At 70.1% G+C, this 15777-nt stretch carries 17 protein-coding genes; 8 read left to right on the forward strand and 9 right to left on the reverse strand.

The window, feature by feature from the left end; translation table 11 throughout:
- Positions 1-10: 10 nt before the first annotated feature.
- Genes ABR571_RS10795 through ABR571_RS10810 form a run of 4 tightly spaced genes read right to left on the reverse strand, consistent with a single transcriptional unit; the run spans position 11 to position 3742 of the window.
- Positions 11-1165, reverse strand: a complete 1155-nt coding sequence (locus ABR571_RS10795) for an acetyl-CoA C-acetyltransferase (RefSeq protein ID WP_409453203.1) — start codon at positions 1163-1165, stop codon at positions 11-13.
- A gap of 14 nt (positions 1166-1179) precedes the next feature.
- Positions 1180-1797 carry a TetR/AcrR family transcriptional regulator gene (locus ABR571_RS10800; protein WP_409453204.1) on the reverse strand — a complete coding sequence of 206 codons (618 nt, stop codon included), beginning with the start codon at positions 1795-1797 and terminating at the stop codon, positions 1180-1182.
- The gene (locus tag ABR571_RS10805; RefSeq protein WP_409453205.1) at positions 1794-2576 is read right to left on the reverse strand and encodes an SDR family oxidoreductase; all 783 of its coding nucleotides are present in this window, start codon (positions 2574-2576) and stop codon (positions 1794-1796) included. The genes ABR571_RS10800 and ABR571_RS10805 overlap by 4 nt, the downstream gene beginning before the upstream one ends.
- Entirely contained in the window at positions 2573-3742 is a 1170-nt protein-coding gene (locus ABR571_RS10810; protein ID WP_409453206.1) for an acyl-CoA dehydrogenase family protein, read from the reverse strand. The genes ABR571_RS10805 and ABR571_RS10810 overlap by 4 nt, the downstream gene beginning before the upstream one ends.
- 48 nt (positions 3743-3790) lie before the next feature.
- Between ABR571_RS10810 and ABR571_RS10815 the strand changes: the two genes are divergently transcribed.
- From ABR571_RS10815 to ABR571_RS10845, 7 genes are all read left to right on the forward strand, one after another.
- Positions 3791-5317 carry a FadD3 family acyl-CoA ligase gene (locus ABR571_RS10815; RefSeq protein ID WP_409453207.1) on the forward strand — a complete coding sequence of 509 codons (1527 nt, stop codon included), beginning with the start codon at positions 3791-3793 and terminating at the stop codon, positions 5315-5317.
- Positions 5310-6152: an enoyl-CoA hydratase gene (locus ABR571_RS10820; RefSeq protein ID WP_409453208.1), complete on the forward strand. Its 843-nt coding sequence runs from the start codon at positions 5310-5312 to the stop codon at positions 6150-6152. The genes ABR571_RS10815 and ABR571_RS10820 overlap by 8 nt, the downstream gene beginning before the upstream one ends.
- Positions 6152-7273, forward strand: coding sequence for an acyl-CoA dehydrogenase family protein (locus ABR571_RS10825; protein ID WP_409453209.1), 1122 nt, complete (start codon positions 6152-6154; stop codon positions 7271-7273). The genes ABR571_RS10820 and ABR571_RS10825 overlap by 1 nt, the downstream gene beginning before the upstream one ends.
- Positions 7270-8187, forward strand: coding sequence for an acyl-CoA dehydrogenase family protein (locus ABR571_RS10830; protein WP_409453210.1), 918 nt, complete (start codon positions 7270-7272; stop codon positions 8185-8187). Before ABR571_RS10825 ends, ABR571_RS10830 begins: the two co-directional genes overlap by 4 nt.
- A complete protein-coding gene (locus ABR571_RS10835) occupies positions 8184-9245 on the forward strand; it encodes an acyl-CoA dehydrogenase family protein (protein ID WP_409453211.1) in 1062 nt (353 codons plus the stop codon). The genes ABR571_RS10830 and ABR571_RS10835 overlap by 4 nt, the downstream gene beginning before the upstream one ends.
- Positions 9238-10041, forward strand: a complete 804-nt coding sequence (locus tag ABR571_RS10840; protein ID WP_409453212.1) for an SDR family NAD(P)-dependent oxidoreductase — start codon at positions 9238-9240, stop codon at positions 10039-10041. Before ABR571_RS10835 ends, ABR571_RS10840 begins: the two co-directional genes overlap by 8 nt.
- Positions 10042-10114: 73 nt before the next feature.
- The gene (locus ABR571_RS10845) at positions 10115-10552 is read left to right on the forward strand and encodes a nuclear transport factor 2 family protein (RefSeq protein WP_409453213.1); all 438 of its coding nucleotides are present in this window, start codon (positions 10115-10117) and stop codon (positions 10550-10552) included.
- Between the two features lie 55 nt (positions 10553-10607).
- Here ABR571_RS10845 and ABR571_RS10850 read toward each other — a convergent pair whose 3' ends face one another.
- The 5 genes from ABR571_RS10850 to hsaA all read right to left on the reverse strand — a co-directional run bounded on the left by ABR571_RS10850 (position 10608) and on the right by hsaA (position 14410).
- Entirely contained in the window at positions 10608-10760 is a 153-nt protein-coding gene (locus ABR571_RS10850) for a hypothetical protein (protein WP_409453214.1), read from the reverse strand.
- 115 nt (positions 10761-10875) lie between these two features.
- On the reverse strand, positions 10876-11445 hold the full coding sequence (gene hsaB, locus ABR571_RS10855; RefSeq protein WP_409453215.1) for a 3-hydroxy-9,10-secoandrosta-1,3,5(10)-triene-9,17-dione monooxygenase reductase subunit: 570 nt from the start codon (positions 11443-11445) through the stop codon (positions 10876-10878).
- Positions 11442-12347: an iron-dependent extradiol dioxygenase HsaC gene (gene hsaC / locus ABR571_RS10860; protein WP_409453216.1), complete on the reverse strand. Its 906-nt coding sequence runs from the start codon at positions 12345-12347 to the stop codon at positions 11442-11444. The genes hsaB and hsaC overlap by 4 nt, the downstream gene beginning before the upstream one ends.
- Positions 12347-13222: a 4,5:9,10-diseco-3-hydroxy-5,9,17-trioxoandrosta-1(10),2-diene-4-oate hydrolase gene (gene hsaD / locus ABR571_RS10865; protein WP_409453217.1), complete on the reverse strand. Its 876-nt coding sequence runs from the start codon at positions 13220-13222 to the stop codon at positions 12347-12349. The genes hsaC and hsaD overlap by 1 nt, the downstream gene beginning before the upstream one ends.
- 6 nt (positions 13223-13228) lie before the next feature.
- On the reverse strand, positions 13229-14410 hold the full coding sequence (hsaA, locus tag ABR571_RS10870) for a 3-hydroxy-9,10-secoandrosta-1,3,5(10)-triene-9,17-dione monooxygenase oxygenase subunit (protein WP_409453218.1): 1182 nt from the start codon (positions 14408-14410) through the stop codon (positions 13229-13231).
- Positions 14411-14613: 203 nt separating this feature from the next.
- On the opposite strand from hsaA, the gene ABR571_RS10875 reads away from it, so the two are divergent.
- Positions 14614-15777 carry a Rieske 2Fe-2S domain-containing protein gene (locus ABR571_RS10875; protein WP_409453219.1) on the forward strand — a complete coding sequence of 388 codons (1164 nt, stop codon included), beginning with the start codon at positions 14614-14616 and terminating at the stop codon, positions 15775-15777.

Below are 15777 nucleotides of genomic sequence, written 5' to 3' on the forward strand. Positions count from 1 at the left end.
GCAAAGCGGGTCAGAGGCGTTCGATGATCGTGACGTTGGCCTGGCCGCCGCCCTCGCACATCGTCTGCAGGCCGTACCGCCCGCCCGTGCGCTCGAGCTCGCTCAGCAGGGTGGCCATCAGCTTGGTCCCGGTCGCGCCGATGGGGTGGCCGAGCGCGATCGCGCCACCGTTGACGTTGACCTTGGCCAGGTCGGCGCCGGTGTCCTTCGCCCAGGCCAGCACGACCGACGCGAACGCCTCGTTGATCTCGACCAGGTCGATGTCGTCGAGGGTCATGTTCGCCTTGCCCAGCGCGTACCGCGTCGCCCGGATCGGCGCCGTGAGCATGTAGACCGGGTCGTCGGCCCGCACGGAGATGTGGTGGACGCGGGCCCGCGGAGTCAGCCCGAACCGGCGGACGGCGTCCTCCGAGGCGACGAGCACCCCGCTCGCCGCGTCCGAAATCTGGGAGGACACCGCGGCGGTCACCCGGCCGCCGTCGCGCAACGTCTTGAGCGCGGCCATCTTCTCGAGCGACGTGTCCGGACGCGGGCCCTCGTCGGTCGTCATGTCGCCGAACGGCACGATCTCGCGGTCGAACCGGCCGTCGGCGATCGCGGCGACCGCGCGGCGGTGGCTCTCGAGCGCATACTCCTCCATCTGCTCGCGGCTGATGTCCCACTCCTCGGCGATCATGTCGGCCGAGCGGAATTGCGAGACCTCCTGGTCGCCGTAGCGCTTCTCCCAGCCCACCGAACCGGCGAACGGGGTGTCGAAACCGAACTGCGGGCCGACCATCATGGCCGCGGCGATCGGAATGGCGCTCATGTTTTGGACCCCGCCGGCCACGATCAGGTCGGCCGTGCCGCTCAGCACGGCCTGGGCGGCGAAGTGGACCGCCTGCTGGCTCGAGCCGCACTGCCGATCGATCGTGACGCCGGGGACCTCTTCGCTGTAGCCGGCCGCGAGCCAGGCGGTGCGCGCGATGTCGCCGGCCTGCGGACCGAGGGTGTCGGTGCAGCCGAAGATGACGTCGTCCACCGCGTCCGGGTCGCCGCTCGGATTCCGGTCGAAGAGCGCGGTGATGACGTGGGCGCCCAGATCGGCCGGGTGCACGTGTGACAGCGCGCCCTTCTTGCGGCCGACCGGCGTGCGAACGGCGTCCACGAGATAGGCCTCGGGCATGGGCGGTGCTCCTTCTACTTGCCGTGGCGGTCGTGGCGGCGCGGGGTCGCGATGCCGTCGAGGACGATGGCGAGATATTGCCGCGCGATGTCGTCGATCCCCAGCTTGCCGCCCGGGCGGTACCACCCCACGCCGACCCATACGGTGTCGCGCAGGAACCGGTAGGACAGCTCGACGTCGAGGTCGTCGCGGAAGCTGCCGGCGGCGATGCCGGCCTCGAGCACGTCATGCCAGAGGCGGCGGAACTCGGTCAACCGCTCGCCGATGTAGGCGAACCGCGGCTGCTCGGCCAGCCGGCGGGCCTCGGCCTGGTAGATGGCCACCGCGGCGTTGTGCTCGTCGATGGCCTCGAAGGAGGCGATGACCACGGCTTCCAGAGTGGCCCGCGGGCCGAGGTCCTGGGCCACGATCTCGCGGTAGCGGTGGAACAGCGCGTCGAGGAAGCCGCGCAGGATCTCGTCGACCATCGACTCCTTGGAGTCGAAGTGGTGGTACAGGCTGCCCGACAGGATGCCGGCGGCGTCGGCGATGTCGCGCACCGTGGTCGCCCGCAAGCCGCGCTCGGCGAACAGCCCGGCCGCGATGGCCAGCAGCTCCGCCCGGCGATCGGTGGGAATCGGTTGTGCCGTCATGGGTGCTGACTGCTCACGGAGATGATCTCGCCGGTCAGGTAGGACGCGTAATCGCTGGCCAGGAACACCATGACGTTGGCGACCTCCCAGGGCTCGGCGTAGCGGCCGAACGCCTCCTTCTGCGTGAGCTCGGCCAGCAGCTCGTCGCTGGTCACCTTGACCAAGTGCGGATGCATGGCGAGGCTCGGGGCGACCGCGTTGACCCGGATGTTGTGCTCGGCCACGTCCAGCGCGGCACACCGGGTGAGCGCCATGACGCCCGCCTTGGCGGCCGCGTAGTGCGCCTGACCTTCCTGCGCCCGCCACCCGATGACCGACGAGTTGTTCACGACCGCTCCCCCGCCACCCTGCGCCACCATTTGCCGCAGCGCCGCGCGGGTGCAGCGGAAGGTGCCGTTGAGGGTCACGTCCAGAACCCGCGACCACTCCTCGTCGGCCATCTCGAGCACCGACCTCGTCCCGCCCAGACCGGCATTGTTGATCATGACGTCCAGGCGGCCGAACGTGGCCACCGCGGTGTCGATCAGCTGCTGCACCTGCATTTCGTCGGTCACGTTGCACGGCACGGCCGCGACGGCGTCGCCGTGGTCGGCCTTGAGGGCGCCGAGGGTCTCGCCGAGCCGGCGCTCGTGCGTGTCGCTGATGACGACCTGCGCGCCTTCCTCGAGGCAGCGCCGGGCGGCGGCCGATCCGATGCCGGCGCCGGCCGATGCCGTGACGACGGCGACCTTGCCGTCGAGCAGTGCGTGACCGCCGACGTAGGGCGGGACGGGGCTCACGCGCGCACCTCTCGGGGCAGGCCCAGCGTGCGCTCGGCGATGATGTTGCGCTGGATCTCGTCCGACCCGCCGTAGATCGTGTCGGCGCGGGTGAAGAGGAACAGCCGCTGCCAGTCGTCGAGGCCCTCCGGACCCTCGACCAGGCCGGCCGCTCCGTGGACCTCCATCGCCAGTTCGCCGAGGTCCCGGTGCCAGTGCGCCCAGAGCAGCTTGGCCACGCTGGCCTCGGTGCCCGGCGTCCCGCCGCCGGCCAGCGTCCGTTGGGCGTGCGCGCGCATGACCTCCAAGCCGACCCACGACCGGATGAGCTTCTCGCGGATCGCCGGTTCGTCGATCGCACCGGTGCGCTCGGCGAGGGCCACCACGCCGTCGTACTGGCGCCGGAAGCCGATCTGCTGGCCGAGCGTCGCGACGCCGCGCTCGAAGCCGAGCGTGCCCATGGCGATCCGCCACCCGTCGCCGACCTCGCCGACGACCATGGACGCGTCGGTGCGGGCGTCGTCGAAGAAGACCTCGTTGAACTCGGACGTGCCGGTCAGCTGCTGGATGGGCCGCACCTCCACCCCGGGCTGCTTCATCGGCACCAGCAGGTACGAGAGGCCCTTGTGCCGGGACGAGCCCGGTTCGGTCCGGGCGACGACGAAGCACCAGTCGGCGACGTGGGCCAGCGACGTCCAGACCTTCTGCCCCGTCACAGACCACTCGCCGTCGACGAGGGTGGCCGTGGTGGAGACCGCGGCCAGGTCGGAGCCGGCCCCGGGCTCGGAGTAGCCCTGGCACCACAGCTCGTCCAGCGCCTTGATCGCCGGCAGGAAGCGACGCTGCTGTTCGGGCGTGCCGAACGCGATCAGCGTGGGGCCGATCAACTCCTCGCCGAAGTGGTTCACCCCGTGCGGCGCGTCGGCCCGCGCGTACTCCTCGTGGAAGATCACCTGCTGGGCCGTGGTGGCGCCCCGCCCGCCGTGTTCCACCGGCCAGCCGAGGCACGTCCAGCCCGCCGCCGCGAGGTGCTTGTGCCATGCCAGGCGTTCCTCGAACGCCTCGTGGTCGCGGCCGGGGCCCCCGCGCCCGCGGATCGCGCCGAACTCGCCGGCGAGTTCGGTTTCCAGCCACTCGCGAACCTCGGCGCGGAACGCCTCGTCGCCCGCAAGCTGGCTCGGGTCCATGCGGATAAGCTACCCTACCAAGCACTTGCTAGGTAGGTCAGGAGACTCATGTCGACCATCCCCCAGGCCCTTCTCGACGCCGCCGCGAGGTTCGGCGACGCGGAGGCCCTCGTGGACGGCGACGTACGGCTGACGTGGGCGCAGTTGCTCGACGAGGTCCGGACCGTGGCGCACTTCTACCGCGCCGAAGGCATCGGTCCGGGCGATCGCGTGGCGATCTGGGCGCCGAACACCTGGCACTGGGTCGTTGCCGCCCTCGGCGTGCACCATGCCGGCGCGACGCTCGTCCCGATCAACACGCGCTACACCGGCCACGAGGCGCTCGACCTCCTGCAGCGCACCCGCGCCGTGGCCCTCGTGGTCGTCGGACCGTTCCTGGGCAGTGACCGGCTGGCCCAGCTGCGCGCGGCCGGCCCGACGCCTGACCTCCGCGCCGTGGTCCAGATCCCCCTGGACGGTTCGCCGGCCGGCGATGGGGCCATCGACTGGGCCGACATCCCGGAGCGGGCCGACGTCTCCGCCGATGCGAGCGCGGTCGCCGTCGGTCCGGATGACGTGAGCGACATCCTCTTCACCTCGGGGACGACCGGTCGGTCGAAGGGCGTGCAGTCGGCCCACCGCCAGGTGCTGGCCGTGGCCCGGGCCTGGGCCGAGTGCGGCGAGGTGAGCGCGGCCGACCGCTACCTGGTGATCAATCCGTTCTTCCACAGCTTCGGCTACAAGGCCGGGATCGCCGTTTGCCTGCTGACCGGCGCGACGATGGTGCCCCAGGCGGTGTACGACGTCGATGAGGCGATGCGTCTGGTCGCCGCTGAGCGCATATCGGTGCTGCCCGGCGCGCCGACGATCTTCCAGACGATTCTCGACCACCCGCGACGAAGCGAGCACGACCTGTCGTCGCTGCGCTTCGCGGTGACCGGCGCGGCGGTGGTGCCTGTCGCGCTGGTCGAGCGCATGCAGCGCGAGCTCAGCTTCGAAATCGTGCTGACCGCCTTCGGCATGACCGAGGCCGTCGTCGCCACGATGTGCCGGCGCGGCGACGCGCCCGAGCTGGTGGCGCGCACCTGCGGCCGGGCGGTCGCCGACTTCGAGACGCGCATCGGCGACCAGGGCGAGCTGTTGCTGCGCGGCCCGAACGTGATGCTCGGCTACCTCGACGACCCGGCCGCGACCGCGGCCGCGATCAATGGCGATGGCTGGCTGCACACCGGCGACGTCGGAACGCTGGACGACGCCGGCTACCTGACGATCACCGACCGGCTCAAGGACATGTACATCAGCGGTGGCTTCAACGTGTACCCGGCCGAGGTCGAGCAGGCGCTGGCCCGCCTCGAGGGCGTCGCCGAGTCGGCCCTGATCGGCGTGCCGGATGAGCGTCTCGGCGAGGTCGGCCTGGCGTTCGTCGTGCGCAAGCCGGGCGCCGTCCTGGACGCTGACGGTGTGCTCGCGTTCTGTCGCGAGCGGTTGGCCAACTACAAGGTGCCGAGAGCGGTCGAGTTCGTCGAGACGCTGCCGCGCAATCTCTCCGGCAAGGTACTCAAGACTGTCTTGAGAGAGGACTCCGCCCGTGTCTGAAGCAGAACCGGTCGCCTACGAGGTCCGTGGGTCGACGGCGGTCGTGACGATGGACCGGCCGGACTACCGCAACGCGCAGAACTCGGTGATGACCTACGCCCTCGACCGCGCCTTCCAACGTGCCGTCGACGACGACGACGTGAAGGTCATCGTGCTGGCCGGCGCGGGCAAGCACTTCTCGGCCGGGCACGACATCGGGACACCGGGCCGCGACGTCGACGTGCACTACGACAACGAGGCGATCATTTGGTGGGACCACGTCGGCCGCGAAGGCGGCGACCAGCGTTATGCGCGGGAGATGGAGGTCTACCTCGGGATGTGCCGCCGGTGGCGCGAGATCCCGAAGCCGGTCATCGCGATGGTCCAGGGCGCGTGCATCGCCGGTGGGCTCATGCTCGCCTTCGTCTGCGACCTCATCGTGGCCGCGGACGACGCGTTCTTCGCCGATCCCGTGGTCCGGATGGGCATCCCGGGGGTGGAGTACTTCGCGCATCCCTGGGTGCTCGGGCCTCGCGCGGCGAAGGAGATCTTGTTCACCGGTGACCGGTTCACCGCCCAGCGCGCGTACGAGTGGGGCATGGTCAACCGGGTCGTCGCCCGCGACTCGCTCGAGGCCGAGACGTTCGCCATCGCCGACCGGATCGCCGCTATGCCCCGCTTCGGCCTGGCCCTCACCAAGCGGGCGGTGAACCAGTGCGAGGACGCGATGGGCATGCGCAACGGCATGGACTCCGTCTTCGGCCTGCACCACTTCGCCCATGCGCACAACGCCGAGGTCGGAGCCGACTCCTTGGGCGGGATGGACGCCAAGTCGATGAAGTCCGCGGGCAGCTGATGGACCTCGCACTGGACGCGGACACGATCGCGTTCCGCGACGAGGTCCGCGCATTCCTGCGCGAGCACGTCCCGTCCCCGCCGTTGCCGTCCATGGACACGCCCGACGGTTTCGCCGCGCACCGCGAGTGGGAGCACACGCTGGCGGACGCCCGGTTGTCGGTTGTGGCGTGGCCGGCGGCGCTGGGCGGCCGGGACGCGTCGCTCACCGAATGGGTGGTGTTCGAGGAGGAGTACTTCGCCGCGGGCGCGCCGCTGCGGGTGAGCCAGAACGGGATCTTCCTGCTTGCGCCGACCCTGTTCGCGCACGGGACGCCGAAACAGCTGGAGCGGATCCTCCCGCCTATGGCGCGGGCCGACGAGATCTGGGCCCAGGCCTGGTCCGAGCCCGAGGCGGGCAGCGACCTCGCCGGCATCCGGGCGCGCGCCGTGAAGACCGACGGTGGCTGGTTGTTGTCGGGCCAGAAGACGTGGTCCACCCGCGCCACGTACGCCGATCGCGGCTTCGGCCTGTTCCGCACCGATCCCGACGCCGAGCGTCACCGGGGGCTCACCTACTTCCTGTTCGACCTGCGGGCCGACGGGGTGACGGTGCGCGGGATACCGCAACTCGACGGCGAGCCCGGGTTCGCGGAGATCTTCCTCGACGACGTGTTCGTGCCCGACGCGGACCTCCTCGGAGGCGTCGGCGACGGCTGGAAGGTCGCGATGTCGACGGCGTCCAACGAACGCGGTCTCTCGCTGCGCTCCCCCGGCCGCTTCCTCGCGGCCGCGTCGCGGCTCGTGGACCTCGCTGACGGGTGTGCCGACACCGCGCTGACCGACCGGGTCGTCGACGCGTGGATCGGTGCCCGGTCCTACGAACTGCACACCTGGTCGACCGTCACCCGGCTCAATGACGGCGGCGAACTCGGTGCGGAGTCCAGCGTCGGCAAGTTGTTCTGGTCACAGCTCGACGTGGAGCTGCACGAGACGGCGCTCGACCTGCTGGGTGCGCGCGGCGAATTGGCCGGCACGTGGATGTCGGGTTACCTGTTCTCGCTCGCCGGCCCGATCTACGCCGGGACGAACGAGATCCAGCGCAACGTTGTGGCCGAGCGGCTGCTGGGCCTTCCGCGATGAACTTCTCGACCGCCCCCGAACAGCGCGACTTCGCCGCCAGCCTGCGCGAGTTGCTCGCCTCGTCCGACGTCGTTTCGGTCGCGCGGGCGTGGGCGACGGGCGATGTCGCGCCCGGCCGCAAGCTCTGGTCGCGCTTGGGCGAGATGGGGGTCCTTTCCCTCGGTGCCGCCGAGTCGGGTGCGACGCCCGTCGACCTCGTCCTGGGCTTCGAGGAACTCGGCCGGGCGGCGGTACCGGGTCCCCTGGTCGAATCGGTGGCCGTGCTGCCCGTGCTCGGGATCGATCCGGGCGACGGGCTGGCCACGCTGGCTCTGCCGCCACACGTGCCGTTCGCCGTCGACGCCGCGGTGGCCGATGTGGTGTATCTGGTCGAGGGCGGCACGCTGTTCACCGCGACCGTCAGCGCGACCGCCACGTCCGTCGATCCAGCCCGGCGGCTGGCCGAAGTCGTCCCGGCCGACAAGGTCGGCCCGGTCGACCCGGCCGCCGCCTTCGAGCTCGGTGCGCTGGCGACCGCAGCCCAGATCCACGGCGCCGGTGCGGCGCTGTTGCATCGCAGCACCGAATACGCGATGCAGCGCAAGCAGTTCGGCAGACTCATCGGCTCGTTCCAGGCCGTCAAGCACCTGCTCGCCGACGCCTACGTCGCACTTGAGGTGGCCCGGCCATTGCTCTTCGGCGCCGCGCTGGCCATCGGCAGCCCCACCGAGACCCGCGACGTATCGGCGGCCAAGGTGGCGTGCACGGACGCCGCTTACCGCTCATCGCGCGCCGCTCTGCAGGTGCACGGCGCCATCGGTTACACCGCGGAGTACGACCTCGCCCTCTGGCTGACCAAGGTCCGTGCTCTCGTCTCGGCGTGGGGTACGCAACGCACGCACCGCGACCGGGTCCTGGGGGCGATCCGCGGATGACCGACGTGCTCTCCGACGAGCAGGGGGCGCTGCGCGATGCCGTGCGCACGCTGCTGGTCAAGCGCTCCGGCAGCGCCGCCGTGCGTCGCGCCGTGGATACGCCGGCGGGCTACGACGAGTCGCTCTGGCAGGTCCTGTGTCAGCAGATCGGCGTAGCCGCGCTGGCGGTACCGGAGAAGTTCGGTGGTGTCGGCGCCGGGCCGCGCGAGATCCAGCTGGTGTCCGAGGAACTGGGTCGCACCCTCACCCCCTCGCCGTTCCTGGGTTCGGTGCTCGCCGCCTCGTTGCTCACCGCGCTGGACGACGGCGCGGCCGCCGATCGCCTGCTTCCGCGCATCGCCGAAGGCACTGTGGCGGCGGTGGCCTGGGCCGGCGCCGACGGCCGCTGGGCCGACGGCGCCGTGCGGGCCGACGGCGACCGGCTGACCGGCGAGGCCCACTACGTCCTCGACGGGGACGTCGCCGAGGTGGCGCTCGTGATCGCCGGCGGCGCCGTCTACGAGGTCGAGCCTTCGGCCGTCGAGCGCAGTCCCACCCCGGCAATGGACCCGACCCGCCGTCTCGCGCGCTTCCGGTTCGATGCCGTGACAGGCACCGGGATCGGACCGGCCGACGCGCGCCCGGCACTGGACACGGCCCGCGACGCCGTCCTCGTCGCACTGGCCGCCGAGCAGGTGGGGGCCGCCGCCCGCGCGCTGGAGATGACGGTCGAGTACGCCAAGGTGCGCCACCAGTTCGGCCGGCCCATCGGCAGCTTCCAGGCGCTCAAGCACCGGATGGCCGACCTGCACGTACTGCTCGAGGCCGCCCGTTCCGCCGCGTACGGCGCCGCCACCGGATCGGTGCACCCGTCGGCGGCCAAGATCTACTGCACCGAGGCGCTCCGCACGATCGCAGCCGAGACCATCCAGCTGCACGGTGGTATCGCGATCACCTGGGAGCACGACGCCCACCTGTACTTCAAGCGCGCCCACGGCAGCGCCGAGCTCTTCGGCTCACCCGGCGTCCACCTACAACGGCTGACCGACACGGCTTTGGGACGGAGCACGGATGACTGAACGCTTTGCCGTTGCCGGCGCGCGGACGCTCCTCACCGGAGCGACGGGCGGTCTCGGCCAGGCGATCGCCCGGGCGTTGCGCTCAGGCGGGGCCGAACTCGTACTCACCGGCCGCCGTACCGATGTCCTGCAGCCGCTGGCCGACGCGCTCGGAGCGACGGCGATCGCCGCCGATCTGGCGTCGGCGGCGGACGTCGAGCGGTTGTCGACCGAGGCCGGGCAGATCGACCTGCTGGTGCTGAACGCGGCGCTGCCCGGCTCCGGCGCCGTCCTCGACTACACACCCGAACAGATCGAGCGCGCGTTGCGGGTGAACGTTCTCTCGCCGGCCCTGATGGCCCGCCGCTTCGCCGCCGACATGGTCGCTCGAGGGCACGGCCACATCGTGTTCATCGGCTCGCTGTCCGGCCTGGCCGCCACGCCGGGGACCGGGGTCTACAGCATGACCAAGTTCGGGCTGCGCGGGTTCGCGCACGGTCTGCGCCAGGACCTGCACGGCACCGGCGTCGGCGTCTCCATCGTCCAACCCGGGTTCGTCCGGGGCGCCGGGATGTTCGCCGACACCGGACTGAAGCCACCACGCGGCGCCGGCACGGTCTCCACGGATCAGGTGGTCGCGGCCGTACGCGAGAGCATCGAGCGGAACCGGGCCGAGATCAACGTGGCGCCGGTCGCGCTGCGCGTCGGTTCGCACCTCAGCGGATTCGCCCCCGGCCTGGCCGCGAAGCTGGCTCGGCGTCTGGGCACCGAGAAACACGCGGCGGAGTTCGCCGACCGGCAGAAGGACAAACGATGAGCGTCGCTTGCGGAGCGAACAATGAGCGCAGAAGGCCTTTGGCGGCCGAACCGAGCGAAGCGAGGGCAGGCCGATGAGCTACACCGTCGAAGAGCTCTCCGACCGACTCGAGATCCAGGACCTGATCACCGCGTACAGCTACGCGATCGACTTCCACCGCTTCGACGACCTGGACGCGATCTTCACCCCGGACGCCACGCTCGACTTCTCCGCCACTGGGGGGAGCGCCGGGCCGCTGCCGCAGATGAAGGAATGGCTGGCATCGGTCCTCGTGCACTTCGCCGGTCACCAGCACCTCGTGGCCACCAGCCAAGTCACTCTCGACGGAGACACCGCCACGGCGCGCACGTTGTGCCACAACCCCATGTACCTGCCGGAGAGGGACGGCGTCCAGCAGCTGATGTTCGTCGGTCTCTGGTACCACGACGTCTTCGCCCGCACAGCGGACGGCTGGCGTATCGCCAGCCGCGTACAGGAGAAGGGCTACATGCACGGATTGCCCACGCGCTGAGTCGCCGTGATCAAGTCCCCCGCGGCGCGCTCGGGCGCGCCTCAGTGGGAGTTGATCACGGCGGTGGTTGCGGTCCGAACGTGATGACCAGCTCGGCGACCAGTCCGTCGCGCCAGCGCAATTGCATCGTTCCCACGTCGCCGGCGTCCCAGCTGAAGTGGACGAGCGCGGTGTCGGCGGCCTTCTCGTCGATCGAGCGGACGGTCATGGCATCGTCGCGTCCTCGGCGAAGGCTGTCGAGAACTCGGCCCACTGTCCGGTGCGGACGGCCACGTTGAACTGCTCGACGTGCCGCCGAGCGGCATCCAGAAGTGGGCCCACGGCTAGAACCAGGTGTCGGTCCGTGACCAGTCACTGGACCACGTGATGAGGTTGTCGAGTACACCCGGGGTGGGCTCGGCCTGCTCGGTGGCGGTGTACGCCCCGCGGTAGAACAGCAGCGGCCGTCCGTGCACCGGCTCGCTGAGGGTCGTCACGCGCCCGACCACGATCCAGTGGTCGCCACCGTCGAGCACCGACTCGACCGAGCAGTCGATCCAGCTCAACACGCCGGTGAGCGCCGGCGCTCCTGACGGTGCGGGCGACCAGTCGACCGCGGCGAACTTGTCCTCGCCGGCGCGGCCGAAGACCGCGCTCACGTCGCGCTGCTCGTGAGACAGGACGTTGACGCAGAAGGCGCCGGCCGCCTCGATCAACGGCCAGGTCCGGGAGGTCTTGCCGGGGCAGAAGAGGACGAGCGGCGGATCGAGCGAGAGCGCGGCGAACGACTGACAGGCGAAGCCGATCGGCTCGCCGTCGACACCCACCGCCGCGACGACGGTGACCCCGGTGCAGAAGTGGCCGAGCGCGTGGCGGAACGCGGCCGGCACGATGACGCCCGGCGACGCGCTCACTTGTACTGGGCGCCCAACGTGAAGTCGTGACCCCACAGCGACACCGCGGTCGACTCGCGCGCGATCCACGCGTCGTCGTCGACGGTGCGGCCTTCGCAGCCGAACTCGATGTCGAAATCGCCCGGTGTCTTCATGTAGAAGCTCAGCATCAGGTCGTTCACGTGCCGGCCGAGCGTGGCCGACATGGGAACCCGCCGGCGCAGCGCCCGGTCGTGGCACAACCCGACGTCGTCGGCCGACTCGACCTCGATCATCAGGTGGACGATGCCGCTCGCGGTGGGCATGGGCAGGAACGCGAGGCTGTGGTGGCGCGGGTTGCAGCCGAAGAAGCGTAGCCACGCCGGCTTGCCGTCGGCCGGCCGGCCGACCAGCTGCGGAGGCAGCCGCATCGAGTCGCGCAGGCGGAAGCCGAGGACGTCGCGGTAGAACCGCAGTGACGCCCCGTCGTCGGTCGTCGACAGGACGACGTGGCCGAGGCCCTGCTCCCCCGTGACGAACCGATGTCCGTACGGCGACACGACCCGCCGGTGTTGCAGCGCGACGCCGTGGAACGCTTCGAGCCGGCTGCCGGACGGGTCGTCGAAGGAGATCAGCTCGTCGACCCGGCGGTCGGCCAACTCCTCCGCGGTGCCCTCCTTGTACGGCACCCCGGCCGCGTCGAGCCGGGCCCGGATGTCGTCGAGCTCCGCGGCGTTGGCGGTCTCCCACCCGCTGGCCGCGAGATGGTCACGCTCGCCGGGGACGATGACCAGGCGGGCCGGGAAGTCGTCCATGCGCAGGTAGAGGGCGTCCTTGTTCGGGCCGTCGCCCTCGATCAGGCCGAGCACCTTCAGGGCGTACTCGCGCCAGGCCGGGACGTCGGTGGCCTCGATGCGCAGATAACCGAGTGAACGCAGCGCCATCAGGGGGCTCCCAGGAAATCGGCGGTGATCCGGTTGAACTCGTCGAACTTCTCCAGCATCGCCCAGTGCCCGCAGCCGCCGAAGACGTGCAGCTGGGCCCGCGGGATGAGCTTGAGCGCGACGAGTGCCCCGTCGAGCGGATTGACCCGGTCCTCGCGGCCCCAGACCAGTAGTACCCGTTGGCGCAGCTTGTACGCCTCGCGCCAGAGCATCGACTGCTCGGCGCCGCCGGGCGCCATGAACGACGCGCCCATCGCCCGCATCGAGGCGAGCGTCTCGGGATCGGCCGCGTACTGGTAGCGCTCGGCCACCAGTTCGTCGGTGATCATCGAGGCGTCGAACACCAGCGTGCGCAGGAAGTCGGCCAGCTTCTCCTTCGACGGCCCGGGCGGCGCGCCGAAGGCGTACAGCTTCTTGATGCCTTCGGTCGGGTCCGGCGCGAAGACGTTCAGGCCCAGCCCGCCCGGCGCCATGAGCACGAGCCGGCCCGCCTTGCCCGGGTGGTCGAGGGCGAGGCGGACGGACGTGCCACCCCCGAGCGAGTTCCCGATGCAGTGCGCCCGCGCGATACCGAGCACGTCGAGCAGTTCGGCGAGCGCGTCGGCGCTCGCGGCGAAGAACTGCTTGGCGAACTCGGTCGGTTTGGACGACCGGCCGAAGCCGACCTGGTCGACGGCCAGCACGTGGAACCGTTCGCCCAGCACACCGAGCGTGCGGCCGAAGTTCGACCAGGCCGAGGCGCCCGGCCCGCCGCCGTGCAGCAGCAGCACCGTCTCGGCCGACCGGTCGCCGGCCTCGTGGTAGTGCAGGCGCAGTCCGGACGGCAGCTCGGCGTACCGGCTCGTGCTTTGTGCATCCAAGGTGATCGCAGTCATCCGGGATCAGAGCCAGGCGTCCTGGATCTTCAGACCCAGCTCGTACTGGCCGTACATGACGCGCACCTTCTCGGGGTCATTGATGGCGTGGACGCGGCCGGCGTGCGCATCGCGCCAGAACCGCTGGATCGGCGTGCCGGAGCGCAGCGCCCGCCCGCCCGCGCTCTCGAAGAGCCGGTCCACCGCGGCGATGCCCGCGGCCGTCGCATTCACCTGGTCGCGGCGCACCCGGACCCGCAGCGACGTGGGGATCCGCTCACCGCGCTCGGCGTAGTCGAGCTCCTCGGCGATGTTGCGCTCGATCTGCAGCACCGCGGAGTCGAGCTGAGCGGCCGAGTCGGCGATCCGGATCTGGTTGAACGAGTCGTCGGCCGCCTTGCCGCCGGTGGAGGCGCGGACCCGCTCCTTCGTCCAGCCGACGTAGGCCTCGTAGGCGCCCTGGGCCATGCCGAGCACCGGCACGGAGATGGAGCAGGAGAAGACCGATGCGAACGGCAATTTGTACAGCGGCGCGTCGTTCACGGCCTGCCCCGGGCCGTAGCAGCGCCCGGTGTCCATGAACGACAGCGTGCGGTACTCCGGGACGAAGGCATCCTTCACGATGATGTCGTTGGAACCGGTGCCCCGCAGGCCGATCGTGTCCCAGACGTCCTCGATCTCGTAGTCGGCGCGGGGCAGCAGGAAGGTCCGGAAATCGACGGGTGTGCCCTCCTCACCGATGATCAGGCCGCCGAGGAAGATCCACTGGGCGTGGTCACAACCCGACGAGAAGCTCCACCGACCGCTGAAGGTGAACCCACCCTCGACCGCGGTCGCGCGCCCCATCGGCGCGTACGAGGACGACACGAGCGTCGACGCGTCCTCGCCCCACACTTCCTGCTGGGCCTTGTCGTCGTAGAGGCCGAGCTGCCACGGGTGCACCCCCAGGACGGACGACACCCAGCCGGTGGAACCGCAGGCGCTCGCGATCATCCGCACGCCCCGGTAGAAGTCGATCGGTGACGCCTCGAGGCCGTCGTAGCGCCGGGGCTGGAGCAGCCGGAAGAACCCGGTGTCCTGCAAGCCCTTGATGTTCTCGTCGGGAATGCGGCGTAGGTCCTCGGTCTCCTGGGCACGCTCACGCAACGTGGGAAGGAGGTCCGCCACTGCGCCGAGGACGCCGTCGGCACTCAAAGTCGTCGAAGTCATCGCAGGCCTTCCTCCGGGCGGGAACCGCCGCCGATTCGTCATCGGCGCGCCCCAAGACTAGAACAAGTTCTCGTCAGTGTCGAGAACGCCTACGGGGGCCTGCGAACCTGCGAACCACCCGCAGACACGCAGCTGCGGCTAGCGCGGCCGAGGGCATTTCTGTAACGTGTTCCAGTATTCAGTCCACTGCTGGAGGGGACCGCATGCCAGCCAGTACACAGGCCAGCACGTCCACCGAGGCCGTGCGCAGCATCGACACCGGTGCGCTCCCGCAGCGTTATGCCCGTGGTTGGCACTGCCTCGGTCTGCTCGACACCTATCGCGACGGCAGGCCGCACGCCGTAGAGGCCTTCGGAACGAAGCTGGTGGTCTTCGGCGACGCCGGGGGCTCGCTGTCGGTGCTCGATGCGTACTGCCGGCACATGGGCGGTGACCTGACCCAGGGCAGTGTGAAGGACGGCAACATCGCCTGCCCGTTCCACGACTGGCGCTGGTCGCCCGAGGGCCGCTGCGTCGGCATCCCCTACGCCAAACGCGTTCCGCTGCGGGCCCGGACCCGTGCGTGGACGACGATGGAGAAGAACGGGATGCTCTTCGTCTGGAATGACCCGGAGGGCAACCCGCCGCCACCCGAGGTCGAGGTCCCGGCGATCGACGGGGTCGGTTCCGAGGACTGGAGCGACTGGATCTGGACGACGCTGCGGATCGAGGGCTCCAACTGCCGCGAGATCATCGACAATGTCTCCGACATGGCGCACTTCTACTACGTCCACTTCGCCTTCCCGACGTATTTCAAGAACATCTTCGAGGGCCACGTCGCCACCCAGTTCATGGAGTCGCGCGGGCGGGCCGACATGGTCAAGAACAGCCAGTACGCGGGCGATGACAACCTGCTCAAGTCCGAGGCGTCCTACTTCGGCCCGTCCTACATGATCAACTGGCTGTGGAACGACTTTAAGGGCACGACCGTGGAGTCGGTCCTCGTCAACTGCCACTACCCGATCGACCAGAACTCCTTCCTGCTGCAGTACGGCGTGATGGTCAAGAAGCTGCCCGGTGTCGACCGCGAGATGGCCAACACGATCGCCGGGAAGTTCGCGAAGAGCTTCAAGGTCGGCTTCGAACAGGACGTCGCGATCTGGCAGAACAAGAGCCGGATCGACAACCCCCTGCTCTGCGAAGAGGACGGCCCCGTCTACCAGCTCCGCCGCTGGTACGAGCAGTTCTACGTCGACGTCGCCGACGTCACCGACGACATGACCGCCCGCTTCGAGTTCGAGATCGACACCTCGCACGCCGTCGAGGCGTGGGAGAAGGAGGTTGCGGACAACCTTCGCCGGCGCGCCGAGCAGGAAGCCGTCTCGTAG

Source organism: Jatrophihabitans sp. (genome assembly GCF_046262535.1).
GTDB lineage: Bacteria > Actinomycetota > Actinomycetes > Mycobacteriales > Jatrophihabitantaceae > Jatrophihabitans.